This window comes from Vibrio clamense (genome assembly GCF_050337905.1).
GTDB lineage: Bacteria > Pseudomonadota > Gammaproteobacteria > Enterobacterales > Vibrionaceae > Vibrio > Vibrio cortegadensis.
In genome coordinates, this window is record NZ_JAKJTJ010000019.1 from 141,962 (window position 1) to 166,115 (window position 24,154).

At 42.6% G+C, this 24,154-nt stretch carries 26 protein-coding genes; 7 read left to right on the forward strand and 19 right to left on the reverse strand.

Annotation, left to right across the window (positions count from 1 at the left end; genetic code table 11):
- Nucleotides 1-67 precede the first annotated feature (67 nt).
- From L4C39_RS03475 to L4C39_RS03495, 5 genes are all read left to right on the forward strand, one after another.
- Nucleotides 68-1,015, forward strand: a complete 948-nt coding sequence (locus L4C39_RS03475; RefSeq protein ID WP_113797283.1) for a LysR family transcriptional regulator — start codon at nt 68-70, stop codon at nt 1,013-1,015.
- A 201-nt stretch (nt 1,016-1,216) separates the two neighbouring features.
- Nucleotides 1,217-2,665, forward strand: coding sequence for an ATP-binding protein (locus tag L4C39_RS03480; RefSeq protein ID WP_429744447.1), 1,449 nt, complete (start codon nt 1,217-1,219; stop codon nt 2,663-2,665).
- Nucleotides 2,643-3,293 (forward strand): response regulator transcription factor, encoded by a 651-nt coding sequence (locus L4C39_RS03485; protein WP_171756460.1) that lies wholly within the window; start codon nt 2,643-2,645, stop codon nt 3,291-3,293. The genes L4C39_RS03480 and L4C39_RS03485 overlap by 23 nt, the downstream gene beginning before the upstream one ends.
- Nucleotides 3,290-4,129, forward strand: coding sequence for a DUF2861 family protein (locus tag L4C39_RS03490; protein ID WP_429744449.1), 840 nt, complete (start codon nt 3,290-3,292; stop codon nt 4,127-4,129). Before L4C39_RS03485 ends, L4C39_RS03490 begins: the two co-directional genes overlap by 4 nt.
- 89 nt (nt 4,130-4,218) lie before the next feature.
- Complete coding sequence (locus L4C39_RS03495; RefSeq protein WP_429744451.1) at nt 4,219-6,483, forward strand: glycoside hydrolase; 2,265 nt, start codon at nt 4,219-4,221, stop codon at nt 6,481-6,483.
- A 93-nt stretch (nt 6,484-6,576) separates the two neighbouring features.
- Here L4C39_RS03495 and L4C39_RS03500 read toward each other — a convergent pair whose 3' ends face one another.
- From L4C39_RS03500 to L4C39_RS03590, 19 genes are all read right to left on the reverse strand, one after another.
- Nucleotides 6,577-6,999 (reverse strand): VOC family protein, encoded by a 423-nt coding sequence (locus L4C39_RS03500; RefSeq protein WP_017051414.1) that lies wholly within the window; start codon nt 6,997-6,999, stop codon nt 6,577-6,579.
- A 129-nt stretch (nt 7,000-7,128) separates the two neighbouring features.
- Nucleotides 7,129-7,482, reverse strand: coding sequence for a tRNA-binding protein (locus L4C39_RS03505; RefSeq protein WP_017051413.1), 354 nt, complete (start codon nt 7,480-7,482; stop codon nt 7,129-7,131).
- Between the two features lie 49 nt (nt 7,483-7,531).
- On the reverse strand, nt 7,532-7,933 hold the full coding sequence (locus L4C39_RS03510; RefSeq protein ID WP_113797294.1) for a putative signal transducing protein: 402 nt from the start codon (nt 7,931-7,933) through the stop codon (nt 7,532-7,534).
- A 45-nt stretch (nt 7,934-7,978) separates the two neighbouring features.
- Entirely contained in the window at nt 7,979-8,542 is a 564-nt protein-coding gene (locus L4C39_RS03515) for a sugar O-acetyltransferase (RefSeq protein WP_261888296.1), read from the reverse strand.
- Between the two features lie 48 nt (nt 8,543-8,590).
- Nucleotides 8,591-9,094: a hypothetical protein gene (locus L4C39_RS03520; protein ID WP_429744454.1), complete on the reverse strand. Its 504-nt coding sequence runs from the start codon at nt 9,092-9,094 to the stop codon at nt 8,591-8,593.
- Between the two features lie 80 nt (nt 9,095-9,174).
- Entirely contained in the window at nt 9,175-10,803 is a 1,629-nt protein-coding gene (locus L4C39_RS03525) for a methyl-accepting chemotaxis protein (RefSeq protein ID WP_136993811.1), read from the reverse strand.
- Nucleotides 10,804-11,052: 249 nt separating this feature from the next.
- A complete protein-coding gene (locus tag L4C39_RS03530; RefSeq protein WP_429744457.1) occupies nt 11,053-11,796 on the reverse strand; it encodes a TerC family protein in 744 nt (247 codons plus the stop codon).
- 641 nt (nt 11,797-12,437) lie between these two features.
- Nucleotides 12,438-14,684 carry a phage tail tape measure protein gene (locus tag L4C39_RS03535; protein WP_429744459.1) on the reverse strand — a complete coding sequence of 749 codons (2,247 nt, stop codon included), beginning with the start codon at nt 14,682-14,684 and terminating at the stop codon, nt 12,438-12,440.
- A 39-nt stretch (nt 14,685-14,723) separates the two neighbouring features.
- The gene (locus L4C39_RS03540; protein ID WP_429744461.1) at nt 14,724-14,936 is read right to left on the reverse strand and encodes a GpE family phage tail protein; all 213 of its coding nucleotides are present in this window, start codon (nt 14,934-14,936) and stop codon (nt 14,724-14,726) included.
- Complete coding sequence (locus L4C39_RS03545; protein WP_429744463.1) at nt 14,882-15,169, reverse strand: phage tail assembly protein; 288 nt, start codon at nt 15,167-15,169, stop codon at nt 14,882-14,884. The genes L4C39_RS03540 and L4C39_RS03545 overlap by 55 nt, the downstream gene beginning before the upstream one ends.
- On the reverse strand, nt 15,162-15,860 hold the full coding sequence (gpM, locus tag L4C39_RS03550; RefSeq protein ID WP_429744465.1) for a phage terminase small subunit: 699 nt from the start codon (nt 15,858-15,860) through the stop codon (nt 15,162-15,164). Before gpM ends, L4C39_RS03545 begins: the two co-directional genes overlap by 8 nt.
- A gap of 11 nt (nt 15,861-15,871) precedes the next feature.
- Nucleotides 15,872-16,237, reverse strand: coding sequence for a phage tail tube protein (locus tag L4C39_RS03555; RefSeq protein ID WP_429744466.1), 366 nt, complete (start codon nt 16,235-16,237; stop codon nt 15,872-15,874).
- A gap of 3 nt (nt 16,238-16,240) precedes the next feature.
- Nucleotides 16,241-17,374, reverse strand: a complete 1,134-nt coding sequence (locus L4C39_RS03560) for a phage tail sheath subtilisin-like domain-containing protein (protein ID WP_429744468.1) — start codon at nt 17,372-17,374, stop codon at nt 16,241-16,243.
- The gene (locus tag L4C39_RS03565) at nt 17,374-17,556 is read right to left on the reverse strand and encodes a DUF2635 domain-containing protein (protein ID WP_429744470.1); all 183 of its coding nucleotides are present in this window, start codon (nt 17,554-17,556) and stop codon (nt 17,374-17,376) included. The genes L4C39_RS03560 and L4C39_RS03565 overlap by 1 nt, the downstream gene beginning before the upstream one ends.
- Nucleotides 17,556-18,086 carry a phage virion morphogenesis family protein gene (locus tag L4C39_RS03570; RefSeq protein ID WP_429744472.1) on the reverse strand — a complete coding sequence of 177 codons (531 nt, stop codon included), beginning with the start codon at nt 18,084-18,086 and terminating at the stop codon, nt 17,556-17,558. Before L4C39_RS03570 ends, L4C39_RS03565 begins: the two co-directional genes overlap by 1 nt.
- Nucleotides 18,077-18,547: a phage tail protein gene (locus tag L4C39_RS03575; protein ID WP_429744474.1), complete on the reverse strand. Its 471-nt coding sequence runs from the start codon at nt 18,545-18,547 to the stop codon at nt 18,077-18,079. The genes L4C39_RS03570 and L4C39_RS03575 overlap by 10 nt, the downstream gene beginning before the upstream one ends.
- Complete coding sequence (locus tag L4C39_RS03580; protein WP_429744818.1) at nt 18,547-18,996, reverse strand: head completion/stabilization protein; 450 nt, start codon at nt 18,994-18,996, stop codon at nt 18,547-18,549. Before L4C39_RS03580 ends, L4C39_RS03575 begins: the two co-directional genes overlap by 1 nt.
- 134 nt (nt 18,997-19,130) lie before the next feature.
- The gene (locus L4C39_RS03585; RefSeq protein WP_429744476.1) at nt 19,131-20,165 is read right to left on the reverse strand and encodes a phage major capsid protein, P2 family; all 1,035 of its coding nucleotides are present in this window, start codon (nt 20,163-20,165) and stop codon (nt 19,131-19,133) included.
- Between the two features lie 40 nt (nt 20,166-20,205).
- Entirely contained in the window at nt 20,206-21,039 is an 834-nt protein-coding gene (locus L4C39_RS03590) for a GPO family capsid scaffolding protein (RefSeq protein ID WP_429744478.1), read from the reverse strand.
- Between the two features lie 134 nt (nt 21,040-21,173).
- Between L4C39_RS03590 and L4C39_RS03595 the strand changes: the two genes are divergently transcribed.
- Both L4C39_RS03595 and L4C39_RS03600 read left to right on the forward strand, forming a co-directional pair.
- Entirely contained in the window at nt 21,174-22,922 is a 1,749-nt protein-coding gene (locus tag L4C39_RS03595; RefSeq protein ID WP_429744480.1) for a terminase large subunit domain-containing protein, read from the forward strand.
- Nucleotides 22,923-22,949: 27 nt separating this feature from the next.
- The gene (locus L4C39_RS03600) at nt 22,950-23,918 is read left to right on the forward strand and encodes a phage portal protein (protein ID WP_429744482.1); all 969 of its coding nucleotides are present in this window, start codon (nt 22,950-22,952) and stop codon (nt 23,916-23,918) included.
- Nucleotides 23,919-24,154 lie beyond the last annotated feature (236 nt).

Consider the following 24,154-nt stretch of genomic DNA (forward strand, 5'->3'; position numbering starts at 1 on the left):
AGTTAGCGTCTGGTGTTCAATTTACATTTATGCGATTCTGGCATTCATTAAACTCATGCGAGAAATTATGACGCCATATCCCAACCTGCCCTATTCACATAAAAGCCTCAAAGTCTTTGAAGCGGTTGCAAGACTGACCAGTTTCACGTTGGCGGCAAAAGAGCTTCATGTCACGCAAAGTGCTGTGAGTCGGCAGATAAAATTGTTAGAAGATGAAGCAAAAGTTTCTCTGATTGTTCGTCGTCATCGATCGATTGAGTTGACGCTACAAGGGCGTGAGTTACAGGTTTTACTTGAAAAGCACTACCAATCTTTAGAGTCCTTGATTGCTTCATGGCAACATAACAAGCAGAAGAAAATCGTCATTAAAGCGGCTTTAAGTTATGCCACTCGCTCACTGATCCCTAAAATTCAGCGACTCAATGAAAAGTACCCAGACCATGAAATCGTCATTATTCCTTCAATGGAAGAAGATGAGAGCCTTGAGTCCACCGACTATGATCTCCTCATATTCAATACTCGCGTAGGAAATCGATATAAGAACCGTGTCGATATTCAGTATCTGCGAGAAGAGTATATGGCTCCCGTTTGCGCTCAGAACCTCACCACAACGCAAAATGACATTAATGCCATCACAACAATGCCTAGACTGCACCCGACCCTGGACCATCAAGATTGGAAATCATGGCTAAAAAAGTCTGGGCATAACGATACTCGTAAAGTTCGAAATACCACTTTCTTTACGCTTGATCTTGCGTTGAGTGCATGTTTATCAGGGCAAGGTGTTACCGTTACAGATTTGCTACTCGTCCTGCCTGAATTAGAGCGCGAATATTTGATTTGCCCTGAGCACGTTCAAGTACAACACAGTGCTTGGCAATACTTTTGTTATTCCCGATCTCAATCTTCGATTGTTGATGATCTGGTGGAATGGATTAAAGCGGAAACTGAAGAAGAGCTAAACAGACTTAACCGATTAGCAAATAAGTATGGTTGGAATAAATCATTTAAGTAACACGTTATCGACTGATTATCGTCTCATCAATAATCAGTTGTTCATCACAAGCCGTGAATCTATGATTTGTTGACAAAGAGGTTACAAACCTAGTCAAAAAGCGTTTAAAATTCGTAATTCTTGAATCCCTAATTGCCTTAAGCCTGTTATGACTTTTAGTAAGTAATCAATCCTCTAGATAACCGTCAATAAGAGAGACTCATGCGCTGGAGCATTTTCGCCCTTGGTTTTACACTTTTATTCCCTATGACGGTTTACGCTCAAACTGTGCAGGAAAAGTGGCAAAAATTTTATCAGCAGAACTGGCAATCTTCTCCTTTGGCCATATCTCAACAGCAGTTAAGCCAATACTCTCCCGATCTGCTGGTTGATCAATCACGCTATCCCAACTTTGAATCCTTCAGCTGGCAAGATATCGAGCTACTGGCATCTATCAAAACCGATTGTTCAACCAAGGAATATGCCAATAAACGCTTAGCGGATGCGGTTGAATTTGAATTAGCACTGTGTGAAGGGCGAACACTACACTCTGATTGGTTCTCCACCCACACTGTTTTACACCCTGCGGGACAAAGCTTTGCCGATCGTTATCTTCAGCATATCGGCAATAATAAAACGACAAATAAAAATAAAGCGACGAATCAACACAAACCGATCGTAGACAAAACGATCAGAAATTACCTCAGTATTGTCAATCCGCAACACCCTCGCCATGAAACCTTACAAGCGCTATCGCCACAAGGACGAGAAGCTCTACTCAACGGTTATCGAGCATGGCTTGAAGGCGACACTTTATGGCTAAATGGGGAGCAAGGATGGAAGCAAGTGACATACCATCATTGGCAGTCTATCGCTGATAAAATGAAGATCACCCTAAAAGGCGATAGCTGTACGATCCGCTATAGCAATTTATGTATAAATGAACGCTCGTACTCTCAATCATCGCTAGTTATTTTATCATCAGTACTGATCATATTCATCGTGCTCATCGTTATCCGCAGCAGCTATTTAAAGCACAGGCAGCGCAAAGAAAAACGTTTCATTTTACAACTGCTGACTCATGAATTACGAACTCCCATTACTAGCTTGGGGTTAACCGTTGAGATGTTTCGTAACGATTTCGATAACCTTACTGAATCGAGCCAAGGTGCGGTATGGCGACTCATGTCCGATTATCAGAGGCTGTCTCAACTCACCGAGAACAGTAATGTTTATCTAGGTGGAGATAAGTCACAACAGCTATTAAAGCAAAATGCATCCGTTGAAGAATGGCTTCACCATGTATGCGACAAACATGATATTTCATTTGAGCTTAACCAAGATATTGAATTAGTTCTTCCCTACTATTGGCTATCCATCTGTCTAGAAAACTTGATTAAAAATGCCAAACAACACGGCAAAGGAAAAGTTTTGGTCTCAGTAGAGATAGCCGATACGTTAATCATCGAAGTACAAGACCAAGGTGAGTTCCCCTCACCTATTCACTTATTTTTGTCTCGCTTGAAGCCAAAACACAATGACAAAAACATGAAAATTGGGCTCAATATTGTGGAGCACTTGATCAAAAAAGTAGACGGTAAGCTCACGATTCTACGTCACCCTACCCGCTGTATATTGGAGATACCGTATGAATACCATTCTACTGATTGAAGATGATGAACTCCTAGGGCAAGGTCTGGTCAACTTATTCAAATCCAATGGGTATGGTTGTCTCTGGGCTAAACAATCGAGTGGCGTAGAGGCTTTATGGTTTCGCGCCGATCTCATCATTCTTGATCGACAATTAAGTGATGGTGATAGCCTGCAACATCTCTCAAATTGGCTATTACTTAAAGCGTTACCGGTGATTATTTTGACCGCAAAAGTGGATGTCGAACAACGAGTAGAAGGGCTAATGGCAGGCGCGAAAGATTACATGACGAAACCTTTCTCAAACGAAGAGTTAATGGCAAGAGTCATTTCTCAACTCCGCCCACTTGGCACTTGTCAGCTTTATTACTCGAATATCGAACTGCAACTCGCTGAGCGTATTGCGCTCTATAATGAAACACCAGTGACACTGAAACCGAAAGAGTTTCAATTACTTGTTCTCTTCATTCAAAATCAAGGACGTGTTTTTCACCGCGATGAACTGTTAAATAAAATTTGGGGCTACCAAGCGTTCCCAAGTACTCGAACGGTTGATAACCATATTCTTCGACTGCGCCAAAAACTACCAACATTAAACATTGAGACTCATCGTGGTGTGGGTTACCGCTTACTTGAGGTAGAAAAATGAGAATCAAACCACTAGGCTGTTTTATTTTCGGGTTAACACTTCCCTTCTCGTCTCAAGCGGCGTGGTTCAGTGATACCCCATTACAGCATACTTACCAAGCGATGATTGATGGACAGCCTAAACTGGCATGGGAAGAGTTAAAAATAGCCGTTAGCCAACATTCACTCAGCAGCCAATATTGGTTACCAGTAAAAAATGAGATTATCGCTCAAACTGAGTGCGGTAAAGGTTTGGATGATACTCGCTTACTAATTTCAAACCTTAAAATCAGTTTCATCCGCCGCTTTGGTTTGGCTTCACAAGGCTATCAGATCAATATATCGACAGAAAAAAGTCACGGAGAACAAAACGTTTCCCTACTATCTCCTACTGGACAAACCTTAATTAGCGGGCATTTTTCAGATCTAACAGAGTATCAAGAGTTCGAAACAAAGGAGATACTGGTAACACCATCATCTGGTGTCTATATCCTAAAGGTAGACCAAGACACTTATCCTATCGTCGCTTCCCTTGGTCGCAATACTCGTTGGCTTAAAGTCGAAAATGCACTCGGAAAACAGACACTCTCTTTATCCTCTCCTGAGAATATAGCGGGCTGCCCGAGAACAAACGCAAATTGGCAATGGTTTGACAGGCAGTACAACATGCTTGGAAACAAAATCCCGATCAGCAGTAATAATGCAGAACTACCAACAATAAGCCCCTTTCCATCTCAAGCTCATCATTTAAGTGCCGCAGTGGAGCTCATCGAATATCAAGGTCGATTACAAATCTCATATATCCAGAGAGTTGCACTTCCGTTTAAGACTAATCTGGCGAAACCGACATCAAACTAGATGCATCAGCTTGATAGAGACAAATGGGTGACAAAGCATTAATCGAAGTTCGCTGTAATAGGCTCTACCTTTTTTAACAGAGCCTAAATATGTTATTCAAAAATAGAAACCATATCCTCACTTTAGCCTTGCTCTTATTTTCCGTAGGGGCAAATGCAGCGGGTGTGACATTGCAGTCTCAAAGCAATCAAATCAACATTGACCCACAAAATTTTTCGATTAAATGGAATGATTCCATTGTTAATACATCGGTACTGAAAGTTAACGATCTGCCTCAAAAAGTGACCGATATCCAGTCTAAGTCTGCCAATAGCGCGAGTTGGACACTGCTTCCAAGCCGTATTCAAGTAAAAGCTCAACTTAAGAATGATGCACTCATCGTTAATTTCATCACCCCTTCTCATCCAACAATTGAACGGAATTCACCTCTGATACTTAAGTGGTTTGATCTTGCCGAATCACAAAGCAACACTTTATTCCTACCATTCAGTGAAGGCATGCGCATTCCTATTAACAGCAAAGTTTGGGCAACCTATTTACAGAATAATTACTCCGGTTCTAATACGACCCAAGAACTTAAAATGCCATTTTGGACAGTTCAGCAAAAAGATACTTACATAAGCTATCAACTGGTTGAAGCCACCAATAATCAACTCGATTTCTCAAGTACAAAAAACCGCATTGATATGACTGCGACCCACAGTTTCACTGCGTTGAATCAATCGCGTTCTTTTACTTTGCGTATCACCCTTGGAGATAACTGGCTTGATGGTGCGAAAAGTTATCGTCAGTGGCGAATTGATCATGATCTTGCGGATCCTCTGGTTCAAAAAATCCAGCGTAATGCTAATGTCGAAAAACTCATTGGAGCAAGTCAGGTTTACCTATTTGGAGTACATCCGCTAAGCACTTTGGATGTCACAGACTGGTGGGGATTAAAAGATTGGTATTTCCAGCGCTCAACTCTCAAGATCTCCAATGAAGATCAAGTAGAACTCAGCACACTATCCAAAAATAAAGACTGGTTTAGTCAATATCACAAACAGTTACTGATTGATTCAATTAGCACATCGTTACGCAATAAATTTAATGTGCCGAACCCAACACTTGCAGATAACACCATTGCCGCTCAATACAACGCTGCGCAGCAAAGAGTGGATTGGCTTAAGAGCAACGCCTCTGAATTTCTAATGCAACCCAAGACTTGGGGACAAGCTCTCTCGGCTAATATGCTTAATAACTTTAAGAAAGCCGGTTTAGAAAAGCTCTGGTTAGGGTTTGATAATTGGATGCCCGCTTTTTACCAACCTAATGTTATTGATGCTGCAAAACGCTTCGGCTATTTGGTCGCGACTTACGATTCATACAATACAGCAATACCAAGCGGCCTTAATGACGGTTGGTTAACGGCCAGATTGCCAGAGCCGATGAGAAAAGCATGCGCGATTGAATTAGCAGACGGCAGAAAGAAAAAGGGATTTAGAGGCAATGGCTATTACCTGAATCCAAACTGTCACTTGAACTACGTAAAGCAGCGTGTGCTCGATATCGTAAAATACGGACATTTCAACAGTCTATTTATTGATGTAGATGCCACCGCAATGGCAAGGGAAGATTACAGCAATAATAGCAGTGAATCGGACATGCTTACTGCGTTCAACAAAAGAATGGATTGGATATCAAACCAAGATCAAATCGTTTTAGGATCCGAAGATGGCAACAGCCTAACAACCAGTGGCATCGCCTTTGCGCATGGACTTGAATCTGTCGGTTTTGGGTGGATGGATAATGATATGAAGAAAAACCGTCAATCCCCCTATTTTTTAGGACGCTGGTATCCCGACCATAAACCCGAATTTTTCTTTAAACCAGCCAAGGTGAAAGAGCCATACAAGTCGCTTCTGTTTACACCTCAATTCAGGATTCCTCTGTATCAAACGGTTTTTCATGATGAAGTTGTGAATAGCCACCATTGGCACTCAGATAGCTTAAAATTTACGGATGTAAAAGCGTACCGGGACTTAACTGCAATGCTTTATAACACGCCAGCTATGGTGCATCTTACTAGAGATGAAGCAGTTTCAAGCTTAAGCCCTAGAATCGTCGCGCTAAAGCATTATCAAGATGGGTTTAAACCGATTCATGAACACCTTTGGGATAACAAACTCATCGGTTTCACTTGGCTTAATAAGAGCGGTACAGTCCAACAAACCACGTTCGATGATGGAAGTACAATAATCGCTAACTTCTCAAGCGACATTTTTGGAGATAAGGATACGCGAGTCCGACCGTTCTCAATTAGAGCTGAGTTAAGCAGCGGTAAAGTCGTTTTATGGCAATCTAAATCTCTATAAACGTGCTTTAAAACGGAGATAAGATCCCTATCCAATGTTAGCTAAACTGGATAGGGACAAATACAGGAAAAATGGTTACTTCAATTGAATTCGTTAACCCATTCTTTTTGACATTGGATGAGAATCACTGAGTTGCAGTAGATCCCATTGGTTTCCATAAAGATCTTTAAAAACTGCAACGGTGCCGTAATCTTGCTCAACTGGCGGACGAACAAATTCAATGCCATCTTCCACCATTCTTTTATAATCACGCCAAAAATCATCTGTGCTTAGAAAGAGGAAAACTCGCCCGCCAGATTGATTACCAATAAAATCGTGCTGTTCAGGCTTTGACGCTTTTGCTAGCAATAATGTAACGCCATTTGAACCAGGAGGAGAAACGACAACCCAACGCTTATCTTGTTCAGGTTGATAGGTATCTTCAATCAGCTCGAACTTGAGTTTGTTCACGTAAAAGTCGATCGCTTCATCGTAATCGTTAACCACCAGAGCAATATGTACAATGGCTTGTTTCATAAGTTTATCCTTGATTTTACGTAATTAACTGTCATGTCTTTTTGAGCTAAGATAAGTGTCAATCACGGTTTGGATACGTGAATAATTCACACTGAGAAGCTTTAAATTATAGCGTTAAACGAACGATGCCTAACCAGCACGGCTACCATTGGGCACTTCACGCTCAGGCATGGCCAAACAAGGGTTAATTTTATCTTCATAACCGATATCAAATAGCATGCCCTGTGATAGCTCTCCCGCCATTTTCCGTTCAGGAAGGTTAACAACGAACAGAGCCTGTTTACCTTCAATCTCTTGAGGGTTTTCTCTTTCCTGTTTAATACCAGAAAGTATAGAACGCGTGTGATCGCCGAAATCAACGGTAAGCTTCATTAGTTTGTCTGATTTTTCCACCTCAGATACTTGAGTAATGGTTCCTACTCTAATATCCAATTTCGCGAAATCATCAAATGTAATCAGTTCTTTGATTGGTGCTGGAGTCATATCTATTCCTTTTTATTGAGACGGCTCAAACACATATTTTAACCTTTAGTTATAACTTTTCTATGAACTCACCACAGTTTTGACATCGATAGCCATGCTTATAGAAGAACAGTGGGAAACCTAACAAAATAAAGACCAAAAAAGCGGGTCTTTTACCTTTGGTATATGGAACTAAGTCATGGCTGCCACACTGTGTACAAGCGTCCGCACTTCTTTCGACTTCAGATGAGTTATCGACGGCGTCAGAGAAATCGGTATTTAAAATGCTCCTCGCTTCATCAACACTCTTTTCATCCACCAACAATCGAACACCACCAATAGCATTTGAATACAACCACTGCGTATTGACAGTGTGCTCATCGGCTATGTAACTCTCAATACCTGAAGCTTCGAGGCTGGCTCTTGCGATTTGAGCCTCATGGGGAAATGAAAAACGTGCAACGACTATCATTGCAAACCTCTATTTATGGATACATGACAAGTGAACAACGTGGGATCATTTCTTCAATTTGATATCTTTCAATACTCGCGCAGGGTTCCCACCAATAACGACATTACTTGCAAAGCTTTTTGTCACTACAGCACCTGAAGCAACGACAACATTATCCCCTAATGTGACGCCCGGGTTAATCGTCGCATGGCCACCGATCCAGCAGTTGTGTCCAATGGTGATTGGCTTTGCAAACTCTTTACCGCTTATTCGCTCTAGCGGATCAATTGGATGGCAAGCCGTATAAATACCAACCTGAGGACCAATCATGCAGTTGTCACCAATGTTAACTTCCGCACAATCAAGGATCACGCAGCCAAAGTTCACATAAAAGTTTTCGCCGACATGGATGTTTTTTCCATAGTCACAATTGAAATGTGGTTCAATATTAATCTCACTACCCGTATTTCCAAATAGCGTTTTAAGCAGTGCCTCTCTTTCTGCTTTTTGGTCTTGATTGGTCGCATTATATTCGCCAATCACTTTTCTTGCATGAGCGCGCATCTGTGACAGTGTTTCATCACTTGGGTCATACATCTCACCCGCTATCATCTTCTCTAATTCGCTCATTTCACTTCTTATCCGTCAATGTTTAAACTTTACGACAAACCATTAAAACTAAAACCGTCTTGAATCATATGCCCAGTGCAGCAGAGCTTGCCTCTGCTTCCGACGGCAACCATGATCAAAAGGTTCGCAATTTTTCTTAATCGCCCCCATATGTCGTCTAAATGCACGCCACCTTTTAATTTGGCGCTCATCTTCACTCTCTATGCGACGTCCCATGAAGTAGCGACAATACCATTGAAACCAACCTCTTGGATCTTCAGAATAGATCCACCCCTTTCGATTCCACTCAGCTAAAGGTTGAGAGGCATCCACAGAGAAATAGTTCAATGAAATATCTTTAAATTCAGGACTGATTTTGGCATTGATAAACCAATCCTCAGGGAACTCATCTTGGCAATCTGTCATATACTTCCCCCCAAAGACTCCGAGTTCGAGCATCTCTTTGGGGGTGAGTTCTGGAGAGAAATCAAACTGAAAATTTTCACCAATACCTTCAGACAAGAAATAGGAATAGTTCGATTGCATTTTATCGTTAACGAATACTTGCTTCATTTCACTGCTCCCATAAAAATCATCGGTAATGCTAGCGTATTTATAAAACCAAAATAACAGTTAAGTGCTAAGGGTGATGGCTATAGCTTAAACGCTCCCATTCTGGCTTGAAGGTTATGAGCCAAACTACTTATTTCTTGACAAGCTATCGCGGTTTGAGAAGTGCCTTCCGCCATTTCTGACGATGCGGAATTGATGTGCTCCACACTTCGGTTTAACTCTTCAGACACCGAGTTTTGCTCACTGCATGCCGTCGCAATCTGTGTACTCATCTGAGCAATATTATCCACCGAGTGCTCAATTATATCTATTTGCTCTCCCGCATCGTTGACCTGATTGACACATGTCGCGATTCCAGTTTGGCACTCACGACTGGCCTCTCCCATTTTGATTGTTTTTTCCTGCAAATCTTCAACTATATCGACGATCTGGGTTGTAGACTCTTGTGTGCGCTGCGCCAAAGAACGCACTTCATCAGCCACCACAGCAAAGCCTCGTCCTTGTTCACCCGCTCTTGCCGCTTCAATTGCAGCATTCAGCGCCAATAGATTGGTTTGTTCAGCAATAGCACGAATAACATCAACCACGACATTAATACTGCTTGAACTATTTTCTAAGTCAGTCGCGAGTTCATCTGTGTTCTGAATGGTTAGCGAGACTTTCTCAATCTCTTGAATGGTCTTGTTGAGAATCTCAGTACCGTGTTTTGCCACTTCTGTTGCAGAGTTTGCTGATGTAGCGCCACTTTCAGTATTTTGAGCGACTTCGTTCACCGCCGCTTGCATTTCTGTCATCGCGGAGGCAACAGAACTTAATTCTAGTTGCTGATTTTGCATCCCGGATGCGGTTTGAGATGAAATAGCACTCACCTCTTCAACGGCCGCAGTCAGTTGGATGGTTGAATCGCTGACCTCCGAAACTAGAGAGTGCAAATTGTTCTGCATTAACACCAATTCTTTGAGTAAAGTACCGAGCTCATCTTTGGTTAGTTCATTCTCATTGATGGTATTGTTCAACTGACCTTTTGCTATCTGAGAAGCAAACCATAGCGCTCGATTCACAGGTTTACAGATCGCTCGAGATAACAACATAGATGAGACAATGATCATCGCAATAATAACCAACGAACCCACACCAGCACTAAATTGAGTCGCCTGCGATTCACTCAGAACGTCTGCTTTTATTCGATTGATAAGCTCATCATTTAAACTCAATGTATCATCTAAGCTGGCAAGCGCTTTTGCATAAGTAGCAAAACTCGATAAAACTACCTCATTGGCTTTTTCAGCATCACCTTGAGCCAACAAGGCGTTGTATTGCTTAGTCTCAAAGATATAACTATTCCATGTATCTTTGAAAACATTGAAAGAGCGTTTCTCTTGCTCACTAAGAGGCAATGCTTGATAGGATATTATCCCTTGCTGAACATCTTTTCTCCACTGTTCAAGTCCTTCTAGCCACTCAGCAATCTTAGGGTGGTTAGCATTTGGTAACAGCGAGAATTCATCTTTACGTACTTTCGTTATATCGACTTGAATCCCTTTAAGGATCGCAACCGATGGCAAACTCTTATCTGTTAACGTTGCTGTATTACGATTAAGTGACGAAAGGCTCGACATCATAACAATCGCAACCGCAGAGAACACTAAAAATACCGCTAAATAGCTTAACCAAATCTTTTTTACGACGCTCAAATTCTTAATATGCATTTATATCTCCATATACATGAAAAAAACACCATGACTAACGGCGTACTTCCTTACCGACACCTTACCTAATATAGCTGATACAACTATCGCCGACGATCACAAAACAGCCAGCAATTAAGTCAACTAACAATAGTATTGCATACAACTGACTACTTTTTACTCAAAAAGTAATTATGCGGCAAACTATAGGATGCCAGACAACAAACAAAGAAGGAGAACTCGTCTCCTTCTTTGTTTTCTTAGTACGAATTACACTTCTAGTGGACGAATCCTAACGATGTTGATTCGCTGCTTTTTCTTCAGCTGTATATGACAAAGTTCTAAAGCCAATCCAAATGCCATCGCAAAGTAGATGTAACCTTTATTCACATGAATTGCGAAGCCTTCTGCCATTAACAATCCACCCAGCAAGATTAAGAACAATAGTGCCAAGGTTTTAAAGCCTGGGTATCTTGTCACCATATTGTTGATCTTCTCTGCCGTTAACACCATTACGATCGCCGATGAAATAATAGCGGCAACCATGATGGGAATATCATTAGTTAAACCGACCGCAGTGATCACTGAATCCATCGAAAACACAGCATCGACCGCAACGATTTGAAGTAGAACGACAGCAAGCCCAGTTCTGACACGGGTCGAATGCCCGACGTCGGTATGCATTAGCCACCCCCATAACTCTTTTAAGCTTTTGCCTAGTAAGAATACGCCACCAAAAATCATAATTAGATCTCGGCCTGTAAACGACATACTTAAAACACTTAATAATGGTTGGGTGAGAGACATTAACCAAGAAATCGAAAACACGAGTACAATTCGAGCCATTACGGCTAAACCAATACCCAAATTTCGTGCTAACTTGCGCTGCTGCTGGGGTAATCGTTCGCAGAGTATCGAAATAAATACGACATTATCGACACCAAGAATGACTTCAAGTGCGAATAAGGTTGCGAATATTGCCCATGTCTCTGGCTGTAGAAATAGTTCAATCATAGTGATGCCTCCGAGGAGTGGAAGCATTGCGAAATTTTCAGTCGACTAAAGGGGTCGTCCATTAATTTTTGTACCTCTGTTACTTAGGAAGTGCAAGTAAATCACTAAACCTCAGAGTCAGCAATCACCACTTTGTCAGCGCTGTGTCAGGTACTATTAGAGCTCAAATCACTTTTTAAACTCTCTATTTTTAATGTTTTGATATCGGTTATCTATCAGGCTATTTTGATGAAATAAATTGTATCGTATTCGAAGGATTACCTTAGAAAATAATAGTCAAAAAGAGCGTAGTATTTTACCTTTAACATCCAAAAGACGAAGAGATGTGAAATAACAATCTAACCTATAATCTTTAGCTAAAAGTCTAGTTACATAAAATCAATACCTTACAAGAGTATTAAAATGTAATTGGCGATAAAATGGCGACAGGTAAAAAGTGGCGACGAACACTCGTGCTAACGTATCAAAACTAACATTGATATCAATTACAAAAATGAGCCAACAGCATCACATGTTCTACAACTTGAGTTATTTATCCCTTCAATAAGAATGTCCCATTAGGTATAAAAGATTAAACACCTCGCTTGTGTGTTGGAATAGGTCGAGTTCGGGGGGAACTCGACCTAAATTACCAACAGGCACTAATAGCTCATCATCATATTGCCCACATCTAGATTCAACTCAGTTCCCTTTTCACTCTTCACTTTGTCAATGGCAACGGGTTTATCTGATTTGATGGTCAATGACACTTCAGACTTACTATTAATGGTTTGATTGGTTATTGGGACATAAGGCTTGTCGTTTGGGTTTGCTTTTAGTCTTCCATCATCAAACTGGTTCGGTTGATTAGGTGGTGTTCCTGGCTGTGATTGTTGTTCATTAAACTGGTTGCGTGGCGATTCATCATAATTATTGTGCAACTGATACTGGTTATAGATAGCAGGCTGCTCAGTTTCATACTCTTGATATTCACCATAGCTTTGCTCGGTATGGACGCGCTCGGTGCGGTTGTTGGTTTCATTGGTTGTGATGCCTAGCTCGATGTTTTTGCTTTGCAGTTCTTTACTGGCTTTCGATTGCTCTTTCATTTTGTCTGATTGTTCATCATCAGACCACAGCGGAACATTCTTACGCGCCAAGGATGGGTTATAAGCACCATATTGAGGCAAGCCTAGAGCTTGTTTTTTGTCTTTGTGTTGTTCGGTATAAACTCGCTCAGTTCGGTTTTGAATTTCATTGGTGGTAATGCCTAACTTAGCGTTTTTGTCTTTTACATTATTGAGCTTGGTGGTGAGTTTATCGACCTCTTTACCTGCTTCTTCAGTACCGACTTTCCATCCGTCAGGGATCAATACATCGGGGAGTTTATTAATTAAAACTTTAAACTTTTCCCATAGCTGGCTAATGCCGTCTTTAATCCATTTAATGACATTATCTAAGCCAATGAACTTATCGACTAAGTAAGTAATGGCAATAATCGCAGCGCCAACAGCCGCAACAATCATCCCAATAGGATTCACCATTATCACAGCGTTTAAACCAATCAGAGCCACTTTAAAAATAGCGATAGCAGCAATAATGCCTTTGAAGTTTTGTGATACCCAAACGATCCCTTTTCCTAAAAACGCTAACCCCTGATACAGACCATCAACGGCATGAATAATTTTTTCTATGAAGTCGGTTCTCCAATCGGCATTTTTGAACTTCTCTGAGAATGCGGTGAACGCTTTGGTCACTTTTTCCATAATTGGAGCAAGAGCAGCAAACTTCATAGAGCGGACGCTTTCTTGGATTTTTTGCAAAGCATCATTATAGGCTTCTGCTTTTGCGGCATCTTCGGCTTTCGCTCCACCGCCTAATGCATTCAACTCTTTTCTGGCAGCGCCTAACCCTTCCGTTCCTTCACGTAACATGATCAACATTTTGCGACCATCTTGACCGAAGGCTGCATCAGCAAACGCCATTTGTTCTTGAGCGGTTTTTAAGGTTGAAAAGGACTCAAGCAGCTTTTTATAAGCATCTTGAGTATCAGTTGCTCCTTTCAGTTCTTCATACAACGGGTTACCACTCTTCTCTAAGAATGAACCCATCGCGCCTTTGCCTGTTTTTTGCAGCACGCCTAATCGCTTAGTGAAACGAGTCATGGATGAGGTGAGCGCATCGGCATCGACACCCGCATGTTCGGCTTGGGACTGCATGGCTTGTAGCTCACCAATTGGGAGTTCTAAAGTGGCAGAGGCTTTCGCCAATTTATCCATTTCCCCTGCAGTGCCATTCACCTCGGCAAAAAGCCCTGCTAAGCTGATCCCACCCAGTAAAGCCGCTCCTTTCCCAACCGCAGCTGTGCCGACTTTTGGTAATGAGATTGCGCCATTGAGTTTCTGGATAGGTTTCATGGCCGTTCTTAAAATGGCGTACTTCTTACTTAGCTTGCCAATTTCTTTACCATGTTTTTGATAACGTCGATTTAGCCGATCACTTTCACCGTCTAAGTCATACATTCTCACGCCTGTTTTTTTCAATTGAGAGCCAAGTTTGACCAGGCGTTCTTTGGTTGTATCTTGAGTATGATTTAAAGCCGTCAGTTTGCTTTTCTGTTTGGCAATTTGTTCCGTTAAAGCGGCACTTGGTGAGCGCGCGGCTTTTGCTTTCGCTTCAAGCTGTTTTAACTTTTCACCTGCAGCGGCAATGGATAGGGTATTTTTATCCATGGTTGATTTTGTTTTCTTGAATACATCAATCATCCCAAGTGCTGATGAGTCATCTGCTTGAGCTTTCTGAATCTTTTTTATGGCTTTAGCGTAATGATCGGCCCCACTCGCCATGCTCTTAAGTGGAGCGGCCGTTTTATCTTTCATCCCCATCACGACAGAGAGATTCATTTTCATATTGCTATCCTTTTTCAGATACAACAAAGGGAGCTAAATTTAGCTCCCTTTGCTTTCTTCTTGTTGATGCCGCTCTATCGCCAATGCACGAAAGTTTAATAGCTCATCAAACGTTAACTGGTCTATTTCGCTTGGCTGCCAGTGAAACACAATGGCCAAATCAGCGTATAAAGGTTCAACGCGTTTAATGCTTTGTATTACGCTTCCGTATTGACGAAAAAAGAGGCCACCGTAACAAGCAATGGAGCCCAATTAGCCGGATCTAAATTCAGTAAATCACGCTCATTAAGACATGAAATACGTGGCAATATTTTTTCACCCGCACCAAAATCCATTTCACATACGTCGACTAAATTTAAACCGCGCAAATGACCTGAATTGGGTTTGCTAATTTCAATTTCAGTCAGCGTTTTACCCTCTTTTTCAATTGGGTTCGCAAGCTTTGCTAGTTTGATTTTACTTTGGTCTTGAACAGGGTTACTCATAGCCAAGTGCCTCTTTTAAGTCTTTAAGTTTGGTTTTGCGCCCACCTTTGTCTGGGTCGAGTTTCATCACCAGTTCAAACAGGTTGTGCGCTTGTTCTTTTTCACCCGCTTCAAAATGCCAATCCCCAACCAAGCGGAACATTTTCACTTTAAGCGGTGCATTGGTGGCAAGGTCGCCTTTCAACAAGTCACGAACCGCAGCCAATAAGTAGTCAGGTTTAAACGCGACCTTCTTGGTGTGAGCGTCATGGGCGTACTTAAAGACGTAGCCACAATAAGCGCTTTGCCCGTTCATCTTCCAATTAGTCGGCGTTTCTAGCCCTGCATCAATGGCAGCACGAAAATCATCGTGGATGTCTTCAAACTTATTGAGATCAACATGCCAAAGATAGAACCACCACATCACATCAAGGTTGCCGTAATCCCCTTTATGGGTGTCGCGTAATTGCTCGACCAAAGGACGGTACTTATCAATGAGAGACTCCTTATACGGGTCTTTCTCTTTGGAGCCAGAAAGCGTGCGTACTCGCGCTAAGTCTTGCTTAAGCATGGCCTGCGTGTCTTCCCACGATCTATCAATAAACGTTGAGTGGACAAGGGTGTTTAATACGCCTCCTGGTTCATCACTCACCCTTTCAGGCTCGGTTTGTACGGTTGCCTGTGCTTTACGCTTCATCAATATGGATAACATGGCATTACCTTCTATTGTGGGATCATTTCATGCCCGTAAAACATGACTTCCATCTGGCCGTCTTTCACGGTTAATGTCAGTGGGTCGCCTGCCCATGCATCCATCAGCGTGTAGGTCTTGCCGCTGTTGGTTTCCAGTGTCAGGTTTTCATCGGTAAAAACTTTAATCGCATCTTCATCGGTCGTTTGAGCATGGATGATGGTGCATTTAATAGATGGCGCTTCATCAAAGGTTTCGCTGTAACCCAAAACGCCATCATCACCCATGATAGGTTCACGTTTGAGATTGCCAAATTTAAGCTCTGCGCCTTCCTTAATCGGCAAACGCCCCAAAGAGCCTGCATTTAATACCGCTCTACTCGTTATTTTTGTGCCCATGGCTTACTTCCTAAATTGAATTTTGCCTGCAACGATGATCAAACCGTTCACGAACTGCGGTGAATCTTGATAATTGATACGTTGTTTATTGTTTTTATCGAGCTCGACAATCAGCGACTTTTTATAGCCGTCAAAATCTTGCACGATGCCTTGAAGTTCAAGCTCACGATAAAGTGTGAGCAGCTCGGTTTTAAACATGCTTGGCGTGACGATGACTTGTCCTGCAGCGAATTTCGTCCCGTCTTTGGCAACTTTATAACGCGCATACTTACTTAAAATACGGGTACGCTGTTTCTGACGGAAATACATGGCGGTGGCTGGCGTCATGATGTCTAAATAGCTGTTATCCGCAATGTTTGCACCGTTTTTGGTGTATGCGGTGACAGGCCTTTCAACGAGCACTTCTTTCGCGGCAGTGACCGTGTAGGTGCCCATGCCTTCATGCAGCAATAAATTACGCTCAGCCCAATCAAACTCGCTGACAGACGTTGAATAAACGCCATTAAGTTTTAAGGTTTGCAGTGGGCGACATGGATCGTTCGCAAGTGATGGCGCGATTTGTCCTGCCCATGCTGCAACGGCTTCGGCATCGGTGAGAGCCTTATCTGCAGAGTCACCCAAGCTATCAATCGACATAAAGCTAATGAGTGGACAATTACTTTTTGCTCCAAAGGTCACCAGCTCTGCGTGGGTCCCTTTTTTGGGAATGTAAGCCAAGCCAGGGATCTGATTGAGCGCGTCATAACGAGTATTTAAAAACTCGCCTAACTCTCGAATACTGGTGTCATCATTAAGAGAGCAAATAATATGGTGGTATTGCTTATCACCAAGCGCAGCCAATGCAGGAGCAATATCACCACTATCAACGCTGATGGCATAAACAGGCATCGTCTCATCTTGCTTACGGAAGAACTTAACCATTTGAGCAATTTCAGAGGTTGCAAAATGCTTAGTCGCTTCTGCGTCATCCATGCACAGTTTGACAATGTTTGGGCCTACGGTTGAATCCGCGACCGCATTACCAATCACTAAACACAGTTGTTGGTCTTCCGCACTGTTTGCCAGGCTGTTATCAATTTCGACATACATGCCTGGAATACGGGCATTATTGGGAACTTCAGCAAAACTAACACTCATTATTTAGTTTCCTTTTTTGGTGTGGTGTTGGGTTTAATCTCAACCACATCACCGGCACTCAGGCGACGTAGCCAATACGCGTTTCGTGGCTTTTCTTCACCTGTAGCCTTTAAGGGTTTAAAGGTTTCAGGATCTTTAACGAGTAAGCCTTTCGTTTTGGGTTTTATCTTAAATGTTTGCATTACGCTGCATCCTCTAGTGCAAAATGTTCTGCCGCCATTGCCATGAGTTCACGTTCAAGTTCAGGCGTCCAACCAATGAAGGTACGTTGTGGCATTTCGTAGTTACGCTTGGTCAAGAGCCCGCCTTCCCATTGCCCTGTCTTACTGTTGTAATGTCCATTCATACGGGTAGTAAAAGAGAGTTGTGAGCCTTCGTTATGTTCTCTGCCTATCTTTCCTGCGATACCTTTTATCCCCACCGAAAAACCACCTTCAGTCACTTGCGTTCGTATAGCTTTGGAGAACCCAAGCAGCATGTTTTTGTTATTGATTGAGTGTTCAGCAACACCGTTATTCTTTAAGTCCGTTCTCTTTCTTCGAGTTCGGCCTTGATACGGGTTGTTATCAATATCCCTTTGAGCTCTGATTTGTTGCCTAAAGAACTGCCGTGCTCGGTTTGCCATTCGCTTGTTTAAATCGAATTTTTCAGAGGTGGTCATCATTAAACTTTCCACCACTTGAGTCAGTTGTTCAGGACTAGTTAGCTGCATGGCAAGTCATCCAAATGACCCGCGACATATTTAAGTTCGCCTAAATCGTCATACTCAACCGCCGCTTCAAATTCACTGACACACTCACAACGCACACCACCTTGCAGCCATCGTCCGTTGTCATTTGCTTGCATTGAAAACTCTTCTTGCAGGTCGAGTTTTATTTTTATGTCGAACTTACCACCGCCTAAATTTTCCAAAGCAAAGGTTGGCATCGCTAACCCTTTCTCTTGCCTGTTGGGGTCGTATTTGTTTAACCAATTCACTAAGTGCAACATCAAAATTTCAGGCTGAAGCGTGGCGTTTTGAATAAACACAATGGCGGTATATTCGATATCAAACCCATCGACCTCACTGCTTTGGCTACAAAACAGCCCACCGTCTTCAGCCCATACTTCGAGCTTGTTTGAATCGGTAATATGGGTGGTAAACAAATCCGTTAAACTTTGAAGTGATTTCATTACACCACCTCAAAGCAGTAGGTTTCTTTGCCATTGATAAGCAAGTCCACCGCCTGGCGATATTGCACTTCACAATGCTGTTTTTTCTCGCTTAACGCGGCTTGCCTATCAGCCGCTTCTGCCGTGGCATCACTGCTCATTTGAATACCGATCAGTTCACTGGCCGTCAGTGAAAAAACGGCTTGTTTGTAGAGCGTTTCACCTGCCTCATCCTCTCCAAACTTATCTTGAGATAGTTCGTTTAAATGGGCGTAAGGCTTAAGGGTGTCCTTAAGCTCTTGGTGCACTTTAATTCGAGATACTTTGGCCTGTTGCAGAATGCCTGGCTCTGTTTCATTACTCAGGAAATTAAACAGAGACTGAAACTCTGAGAGCTTGAGCGCAGGGTGCTTGCTGGTAGCAGGCAACTCCGATTCAAACACTTCATTTTTATCACCAACAAATTCCATTGCGATCACACCAATTCGTAATGTTAGGTAATGCGGGCAGACAAACACTGAATACTGCTTATGTTATGGAGTAAACCAGACAGCTAGAGTGTGAGAGCCCGCATTGAGGGGGTGTTTGTTTTACAGGTTTGGGACTATACCCAAGCACCATCAATCAAAATTTTTACGTTCTTGAATTCAATGGCTGCAGCTTTGCCCACTTCTTCAATCACGTAAGCCATGTTCATGGATTCAAAGTTTTCGATTTGGTCTTTTTCATCGTTCTTTTTGCCTGTTGAACGACGAACGGAACCTTCTTGAATGTAGATAGATAAGTTGTCGTAACTGGTGACCATGATGCCCGTAGATGGGAAGCCTGGTACTTTCACAGCAGGCAGACCGCCATAAGTACCGATCACTTGCAGCTCTTGAATTTTGCCTTTCTCACTTGGCGTATTGCCGTGCGCTTCATAGAACTTCGCTTTATCATAAGCAAGCAGATCAGACCCAATAATCGCCACAAGGTTTGAATCGTTTTCACACGCATCATGCAGTAGGTTTTTGGTGTTCAGAACGGCTAGGTCAAGGTTGATAAAGTCGCCACCTTCACCAATGCGAACTTCACCAGCCGTTTTACCTTCGGTGATTAAGCGATCAACATTATGCTCACGCATGGCTTGGAACCAGCCTTTATTGACGTCTTCACCGTTCGGGTTGGCCACAGCATCCGTATTTTTCGCAACACTTTCGCCATACCAACCAATGGTAATTTTATTAGCGTCGATTTGTTCACGGTTACTTTTACTAATAAGCGAGTTGAAGTTTTTATGGTGCGACCATGCATCTAACTTGGCATAGCGTAATGCCGTGTCAAAGTTGGTTTGCTCACACATGTAAGGCATCGCCCCCATGCTTGAGTGGTCCTTAGGCGTACGCTTACCATTACCTGATGTATCTGTTCGGCTAGCAATCATCCCCGTCACACCAAGGCCAATAGACTCACCTTTTTGGTTTTTAACAGAAATGATGTTCACTTTTTTAAGGAACCAGTTACTTTCACGGATAGCAGCGATGATGCGTTGAGTACCGTTTGGGCTCACGTTGAACTTCTCTGTTGCATCGTCCACATCGTTTTGAGCTGCGACGGCTTTCACGTACGCATTCAATTTATTCTTGGTCTGTTTTTGCATGTTATTACCTAATTCAATTCGTTATTGGTTGAGCAAGAACTTATAAATACGGTTCTTCTTCGCTGTCTTGGCCTGCTAATTGGCGCTCATCTTCATCGGTGAGCTTGCTCAGTTTTTCTAGCTTGTCAGTGAGTACGCCAACGGTTGAGGATAGTGTTTCCACTTGGCCTTTAAGCTCGGTGACTTCTTTGTTTTCGCCTTCTTCTGGCGGGGTTGCTTCTTCGCCATTTACATTCAGCTTTTCAATTTTTTCATTTAACTGGCTTAGTTGCTGTTGGTTTTGTTTGCCTTGCTCAATGCTTTGCTTGAGTAGCTCTTCAAGTTCTTTACTCATTTCGTCTTCTTCCTGTGGTTGCGAGAGCTGCTCAGTTGGTTTTGCACCTTTGAGCCAGCATGTGAATTTTTTAAACAATGACGCTTCGTCGTCAGCGCCATCTAAAGAAAAGTGTTCAGAATTGATAGTGAAGTTGGAATGGACATGTACTTTGCCATCGTCTTTGCTTGAAAGATGGATTTGAGTGGTTCCTAACGAGGCAGGGTTATCTGTTAACGCTAAGCCTGTTAAATAAGCCTTTTCCGTGTCTGAAAACTTCTCATAGTATTCGCATGACGTATGCAGTAACTGCCCTTGCTCTACCGCACGAAGCAATATTGAATTGGGTTTGATCACGGCAAATAACTTATCGTCGCGCTTTTCAACCGACAGTACTGAACCGTATTTATAGCTCCAGTTATAATGCTCTTCATTAATTCGAGCGGTATACGTTTCAGGGCTATAAGTCTCGGCTATCTCATCAATGATTTTTTGCTCAATGACTCGACCATCGACTGTTGTACCTGCCTTTAAAATACAAATCGGCTCAGACTTAAACATGAACTTTCTCTCCTAAATTCTCTGATTTCAATCTAACCAATCCCCCTCTCTTTTTGTACTTATGCTGTTTCTAGATATTGGATATAGAAACCCTGAAAGCTGAGTAATCACGGTGCTTGTAGCACTATGCAAATATGGAAACGAATACCACGAATGAACCGCTTTACACGTCTGACCAAACCCAAGCGTTTGGGCTGTACTTACGTCAGTTAAAACCTGCTGAGGTTGCCGAGAAAGTGGGGGTAGCCACCCGAACGATTCAGCAATGGATCTCAAAATTTGGTTGGAAACAGATGCGGGACGATGCACCCGTAGAATTGCTATTGCGTCAAAGAATCGCATATTTAATGTGGATTGATGTGAAGCACGACTCTCAACTCAGAGAGTTAGAGGTATTGCTTGAGCAAAAGCGCAAGCGAGATGATGCCGATAACAAGCGTCATCGAGTCAGCCATCATGATGGCGGTGAGAAACGAGGCAGAAAAACCAACAAAGTTAAAAATGATGTTTCGCATATCACCGCTGAAATGCTGGCTGAATTTCGTGAGAAAACGTTCTTTGAGTATCAAAAAGAGATCCACTCTCACAAGTGCAACGATGAGATCAACGAATTCCGTTTTTACCTTAAATCTCGTCAAATTGGCTTAACGTATTACTTCGCCTGGGAAGCTTTTGAAGATGCGGTGCTCAACGGTGAAAACCAAATCTTCTTATCCGCTTCGCGCAAGCAATCTGAAATATTCAAAAACTACATTCGACGTTTTGCCTTAGAGCTTGGTGATGTAGAGCTGAAAGGCAAAGACGATATTCAGTTAAGTAATGGCGCGAACTTTGGCTTTATGTCCACCAACGCTGCGACTAGCCAAGGCTTTAACGGCCACGTTTACTTTGATGAAGTGTTTTGGATCCCTAAGTTCCAAGAACTAGACGATTATGCAGGTGGGATGTCGATTCAATCTCACTATCGAACGACTTACTTATCGACCCCATCAACCACCGCCCATGAAGCGTATCCAAAATGGCAAGGTAAGAAAGAGTTCAAGATTGATATCAGCCATTCAACCTTGAAGAACGGCTCACTCGGTGACGATGGCATATTCCGCCAAATGATCACCGTTGATGATGCGATAGCCAAAGGCGCGACCTTCTTCAATATGGATAAGCTTCATCGCAAATATCCGGTTAAAGAAGTCTTCGATAACTTGCTTCGCTGTGTGTTCTTGGATGATTCGTTCTCTATTTTCTCACTCAAAGCATTGATGGCCTGTAAATCTGACATCGAAAACTGGAAAGACGTCGATCACGATAAAGCTCGTCCGGTTGGTCATGCTGAAGTGTTAGTGGGTTATGACCCAAGAGGAGGCGGCACAGGTGAAGGATCTGATGATGCTGGTTTAGTGGTCGCGCTCAAACCGAAAAGAAAAGGTGGCGTCTTTCGCTTAATTGAACGGGTCAGGCTGAAAGGTTCGAGTTATGAGCAGCAAGCGCAAGCCATTCGCGGCATTACTGAAAAATACAATGTGGTTTATATGGCCATGGATGTGGGTGGTGTAGGTTCAGCCGTCGCAGAACTGGTTCGTAAATTTTATCCGTCCCTTATCGAGCTAGACTACTCACCGGAAGTGAAGCGAATGATGGTCTACAAGTCACGAGAGATTATTAACGATGGGCGACTTCAATTTGATGGTGAATGGGATGATTTGGTTCATTCATTTTTGATGATAAGACAGCAAACGACCAAGGCGAGTAACCAAGTCACCTTTATGTCAAACCGCAGCAAGATTGGTTCACATGCCGATTTAGCCTGGGCTGCGATGCACGTAATGCATTGGGAACCGATTGATATTCACAATGAAACCGACACACAAGTCGCGTTCTTCTAATACCGACAGAATGAGAGAGTCAAAATAATGATTGAGATTGAATTTTCAAATCCAGTAAGCGTGATGAACAGCGACATTCTGAGTTATTTAGAAGTGGCGTTGATTGATGGATTGTATGAGCCGCCAGTGGCGCTCGACACACTGGCGAAAGCCTTGCGCGTTAACCCTATGCATGCCAGTGCGATTGAATTTAAACGTAATACGCTGGCTTACGCTGTAACGGTTGCAGGCATTTTATCTCGCAGAGACTTAAAGCGCTTTATTCAAGATTACCTCACCTTTGGGAATGCCTATTTTCAAGTCATTCGCAGCATGGGTGGACTTGGCCCTGTAATTAAAATCAAACACATTCCTGCTCTGTATATGCGCAGGCGTGAAAACCTAGACTACACCTACAAACCTAAAGCGTATGACGATGACGGACGCATCGACTTTAAACGAGGTCAAATATTCCATTTGGCTGAATACGATATTGCTCAAGAGATTTACGGTCTGCCTTCTCATGTGAGTGGCCTCACGTCTATCTGGCTCAATGAGGACGCGACGTTGTTTCGTCGCCAATATTATCGCAATGGTTCACATGCAGGTTACTTACTGTATATGAATGAGCCAAGCATGACCGCAGATACTGAAAAGGATATTCGAGCTAAACTCTCAGCGAAAGAGGGCATGGCATTTAAGAACTTGTTTGTGAACGCCAAAGGCAAAGACACCAAAGCGCCAGAACTTAAGCCCATCGGCCAAGTTGAAGCAAAAGACTCGTTTAGAGATGTAAAAAACCAGACCATGAATGATGTGCTTGCTTTGCATCGAGTGCCGATTGAGTTGATGAGTATTCGTCGTGAAAGTATTACTTCACTGGATCTTAATAAAGTGGATTGGCTATTTCACAAAAATGAGCTGTTGCCGCTGATTGATGGATTGCAGGAATTGAATGAGTTTGTGGGACAACAGGTCATTGCCCCTAATGAATATAAGAGCCTAGATGTGGCTTGATTTTGAATTAATCAATCTGTCAGATCCCAAACCACGATGTGATGTGATGTGATGTGATCAGAACTGACAGACTACACGATTTAGAACGGTGACTTTAAATCGTTTTTGCCCCTTACCAAACTAGAAAAAGAGTATTGACGATTTTATCTGATTATTTCTTGATCTACTTTTCCTAATGGTGGATTATGAGTCTAAATGCGCATTTGGGATGGAATTGTTGAGCAAAATACTCAAAA

What these genes read in the sequence shown, in the direction of transcription:
- L4C39_RS03535 (WP_429744459.1), bottom strand. Translation starts at nt 14,684, where the DNA reads ATGAAAATGAATCTCTCTGTCGTGATGGGGATGAAAGATAAAACGGCC.
- L4C39_RS03520 (WP_429744454.1), bottom strand. Translation starts at nt 9,094, where the DNA reads ATGAAGCAAGTATTCGTTAACGATAAAATGCAATCGAACTATTCCTAT.
- L4C39_RS03590 (WP_429744478.1), bottom strand. Translation starts at nt 21,039, where the DNA reads ATGTTTAAGTCTGAGCCGATTTGTATTTTAAAGGCAGGTACAACAGTC.
- L4C39_RS03480 (WP_429744447.1), top strand. Translation starts at nt 1,217, where the DNA reads ATGCGCTGGAGCATTTTCGCCCTTGGTTTTACACTTTTATTCCCTATG.
- L4C39_RS03565 (WP_429744470.1), bottom strand. Translation starts at nt 17,556, where the DNA reads ATGCAAACATTTAAGATAAAACCCAAAACGAAAGGCTTACTCGTTAAA.
- L4C39_RS03560 (WP_429744468.1), bottom strand. Translation starts at nt 17,374, where the DNA reads ATGAGTGTTAGTTTTGCTGAAGTTCCCAATAATGCCCGTATTCCAGGC.
- L4C39_RS03580 (WP_429744818.1), bottom strand. Translation starts at nt 18,996, where the DNA reads ATGGAATTTGTTGGTGATAAAAATGAAGTGTTTGAATCGGAGTTGCCT.
- L4C39_RS03485 (WP_171756460.1), top strand. Translation starts at nt 2,643, where the DNA reads ATGAATACCATTCTACTGATTGAAGATGATGAACTCCTAGGGCAAGGT.
- L4C39_RS03510 (WP_113797294.1), bottom strand. Translation starts at nt 7,933, where the DNA reads ATGATAGTCGTTGCACGTTTTTCATTTCCCCATGAGGCTCAAATCGCA.
- L4C39_RS03490 (WP_429744449.1), top strand. Translation starts at nt 3,290, where the DNA reads ATGAGAATCAAACCACTAGGCTGTTTTATTTTCGGGTTAACACTTCCC.
- L4C39_RS03500 (WP_017051414.1), bottom strand. Translation starts at nt 6,999, where the DNA reads ATGAAACAAGCCATTGTACATATTGCTCTGGTGGTTAACGATTACGAT.
- L4C39_RS03495 (WP_429744451.1), top strand. Translation starts at nt 4,219, where the DNA reads ATGTTATTCAAAAATAGAAACCATATCCTCACTTTAGCCTTGCTCTTA.
- L4C39_RS03515 (WP_261888296.1), bottom strand. Translation starts at nt 8,542, where the DNA reads ATGAGCGAATTAGAGAAGATGATAGCGGGTGAGATGTATGACCCAAGT.
- L4C39_RS03530 (WP_429744457.1), bottom strand. Translation starts at nt 11,796, where the DNA reads ATGATTGAACTATTTCTACAGCCAGAGACATGGGCAATATTCGCAACC.
- L4C39_RS03545 (WP_429744463.1), bottom strand. Translation starts at nt 15,169, where the DNA reads ATGAGTAACCCTGTTCAAGACCAAAGTAAAATCAAACTAGCAAAGCTT.
- L4C39_RS03575 (WP_429744474.1), bottom strand. Translation starts at nt 18,547, where the DNA reads ATGAAATCACTTCAAAGTTTAACGGATTTGTTTACCACCCATATTACC.
- L4C39_RS03585 (WP_429744476.1), bottom strand. Translation starts at nt 20,165, where the DNA reads ATGCAAAAACAGACCAAGAATAAATTGAATGCGTACGTGAAAGCCGTC.
- L4C39_RS03475 (WP_113797283.1), top strand. Translation starts at nt 68, where the DNA reads ATGACGCCATATCCCAACCTGCCCTATTCACATAAAAGCCTCAAAGTC.
- L4C39_RS03570 (WP_429744472.1), bottom strand. Translation starts at nt 18,086, where the DNA reads ATGCAGCTAACTAGTCCTGAACAACTGACTCAAGTGGTGGAAAGTTTA.
- L4C39_RS03555 (WP_429744466.1), bottom strand. Translation starts at nt 16,237, where the DNA reads ATGGGCACAAAAATAACGAGTAGAGCGGTATTAAATGCAGGCTCTTTG.
- L4C39_RS03505 (WP_017051413.1), bottom strand. Translation starts at nt 7,482, where the DNA reads ATGACTCCAGCACCAATCAAAGAACTGATTACATTTGATGATTTCGCG.
- gpM (WP_429744465.1), bottom strand. Translation starts at nt 15,860, where the DNA reads ATGTTATCCATATTGATGAAGCGTAAAGCACAGGCAACCGTACAAACC.
- L4C39_RS03525 (WP_136993811.1), bottom strand. Translation starts at nt 10,803, where the DNA reads ATGCATATTAAGAATTTGAGCGTCGTAAAAAAGATTTGGTTAAGCTAT.
- L4C39_RS03600 (WP_429744482.1), top strand. Translation starts at nt 22,950, where the DNA reads ATGATTGAGATTGAATTTTCAAATCCAGTAAGCGTGATGAACAGCGAC.
- L4C39_RS03595 (WP_429744480.1), top strand. Translation starts at nt 21,174, where the DNA reads ATGGAAACGAATACCACGAATGAACCGCTTTACACGTCTGACCAAACC.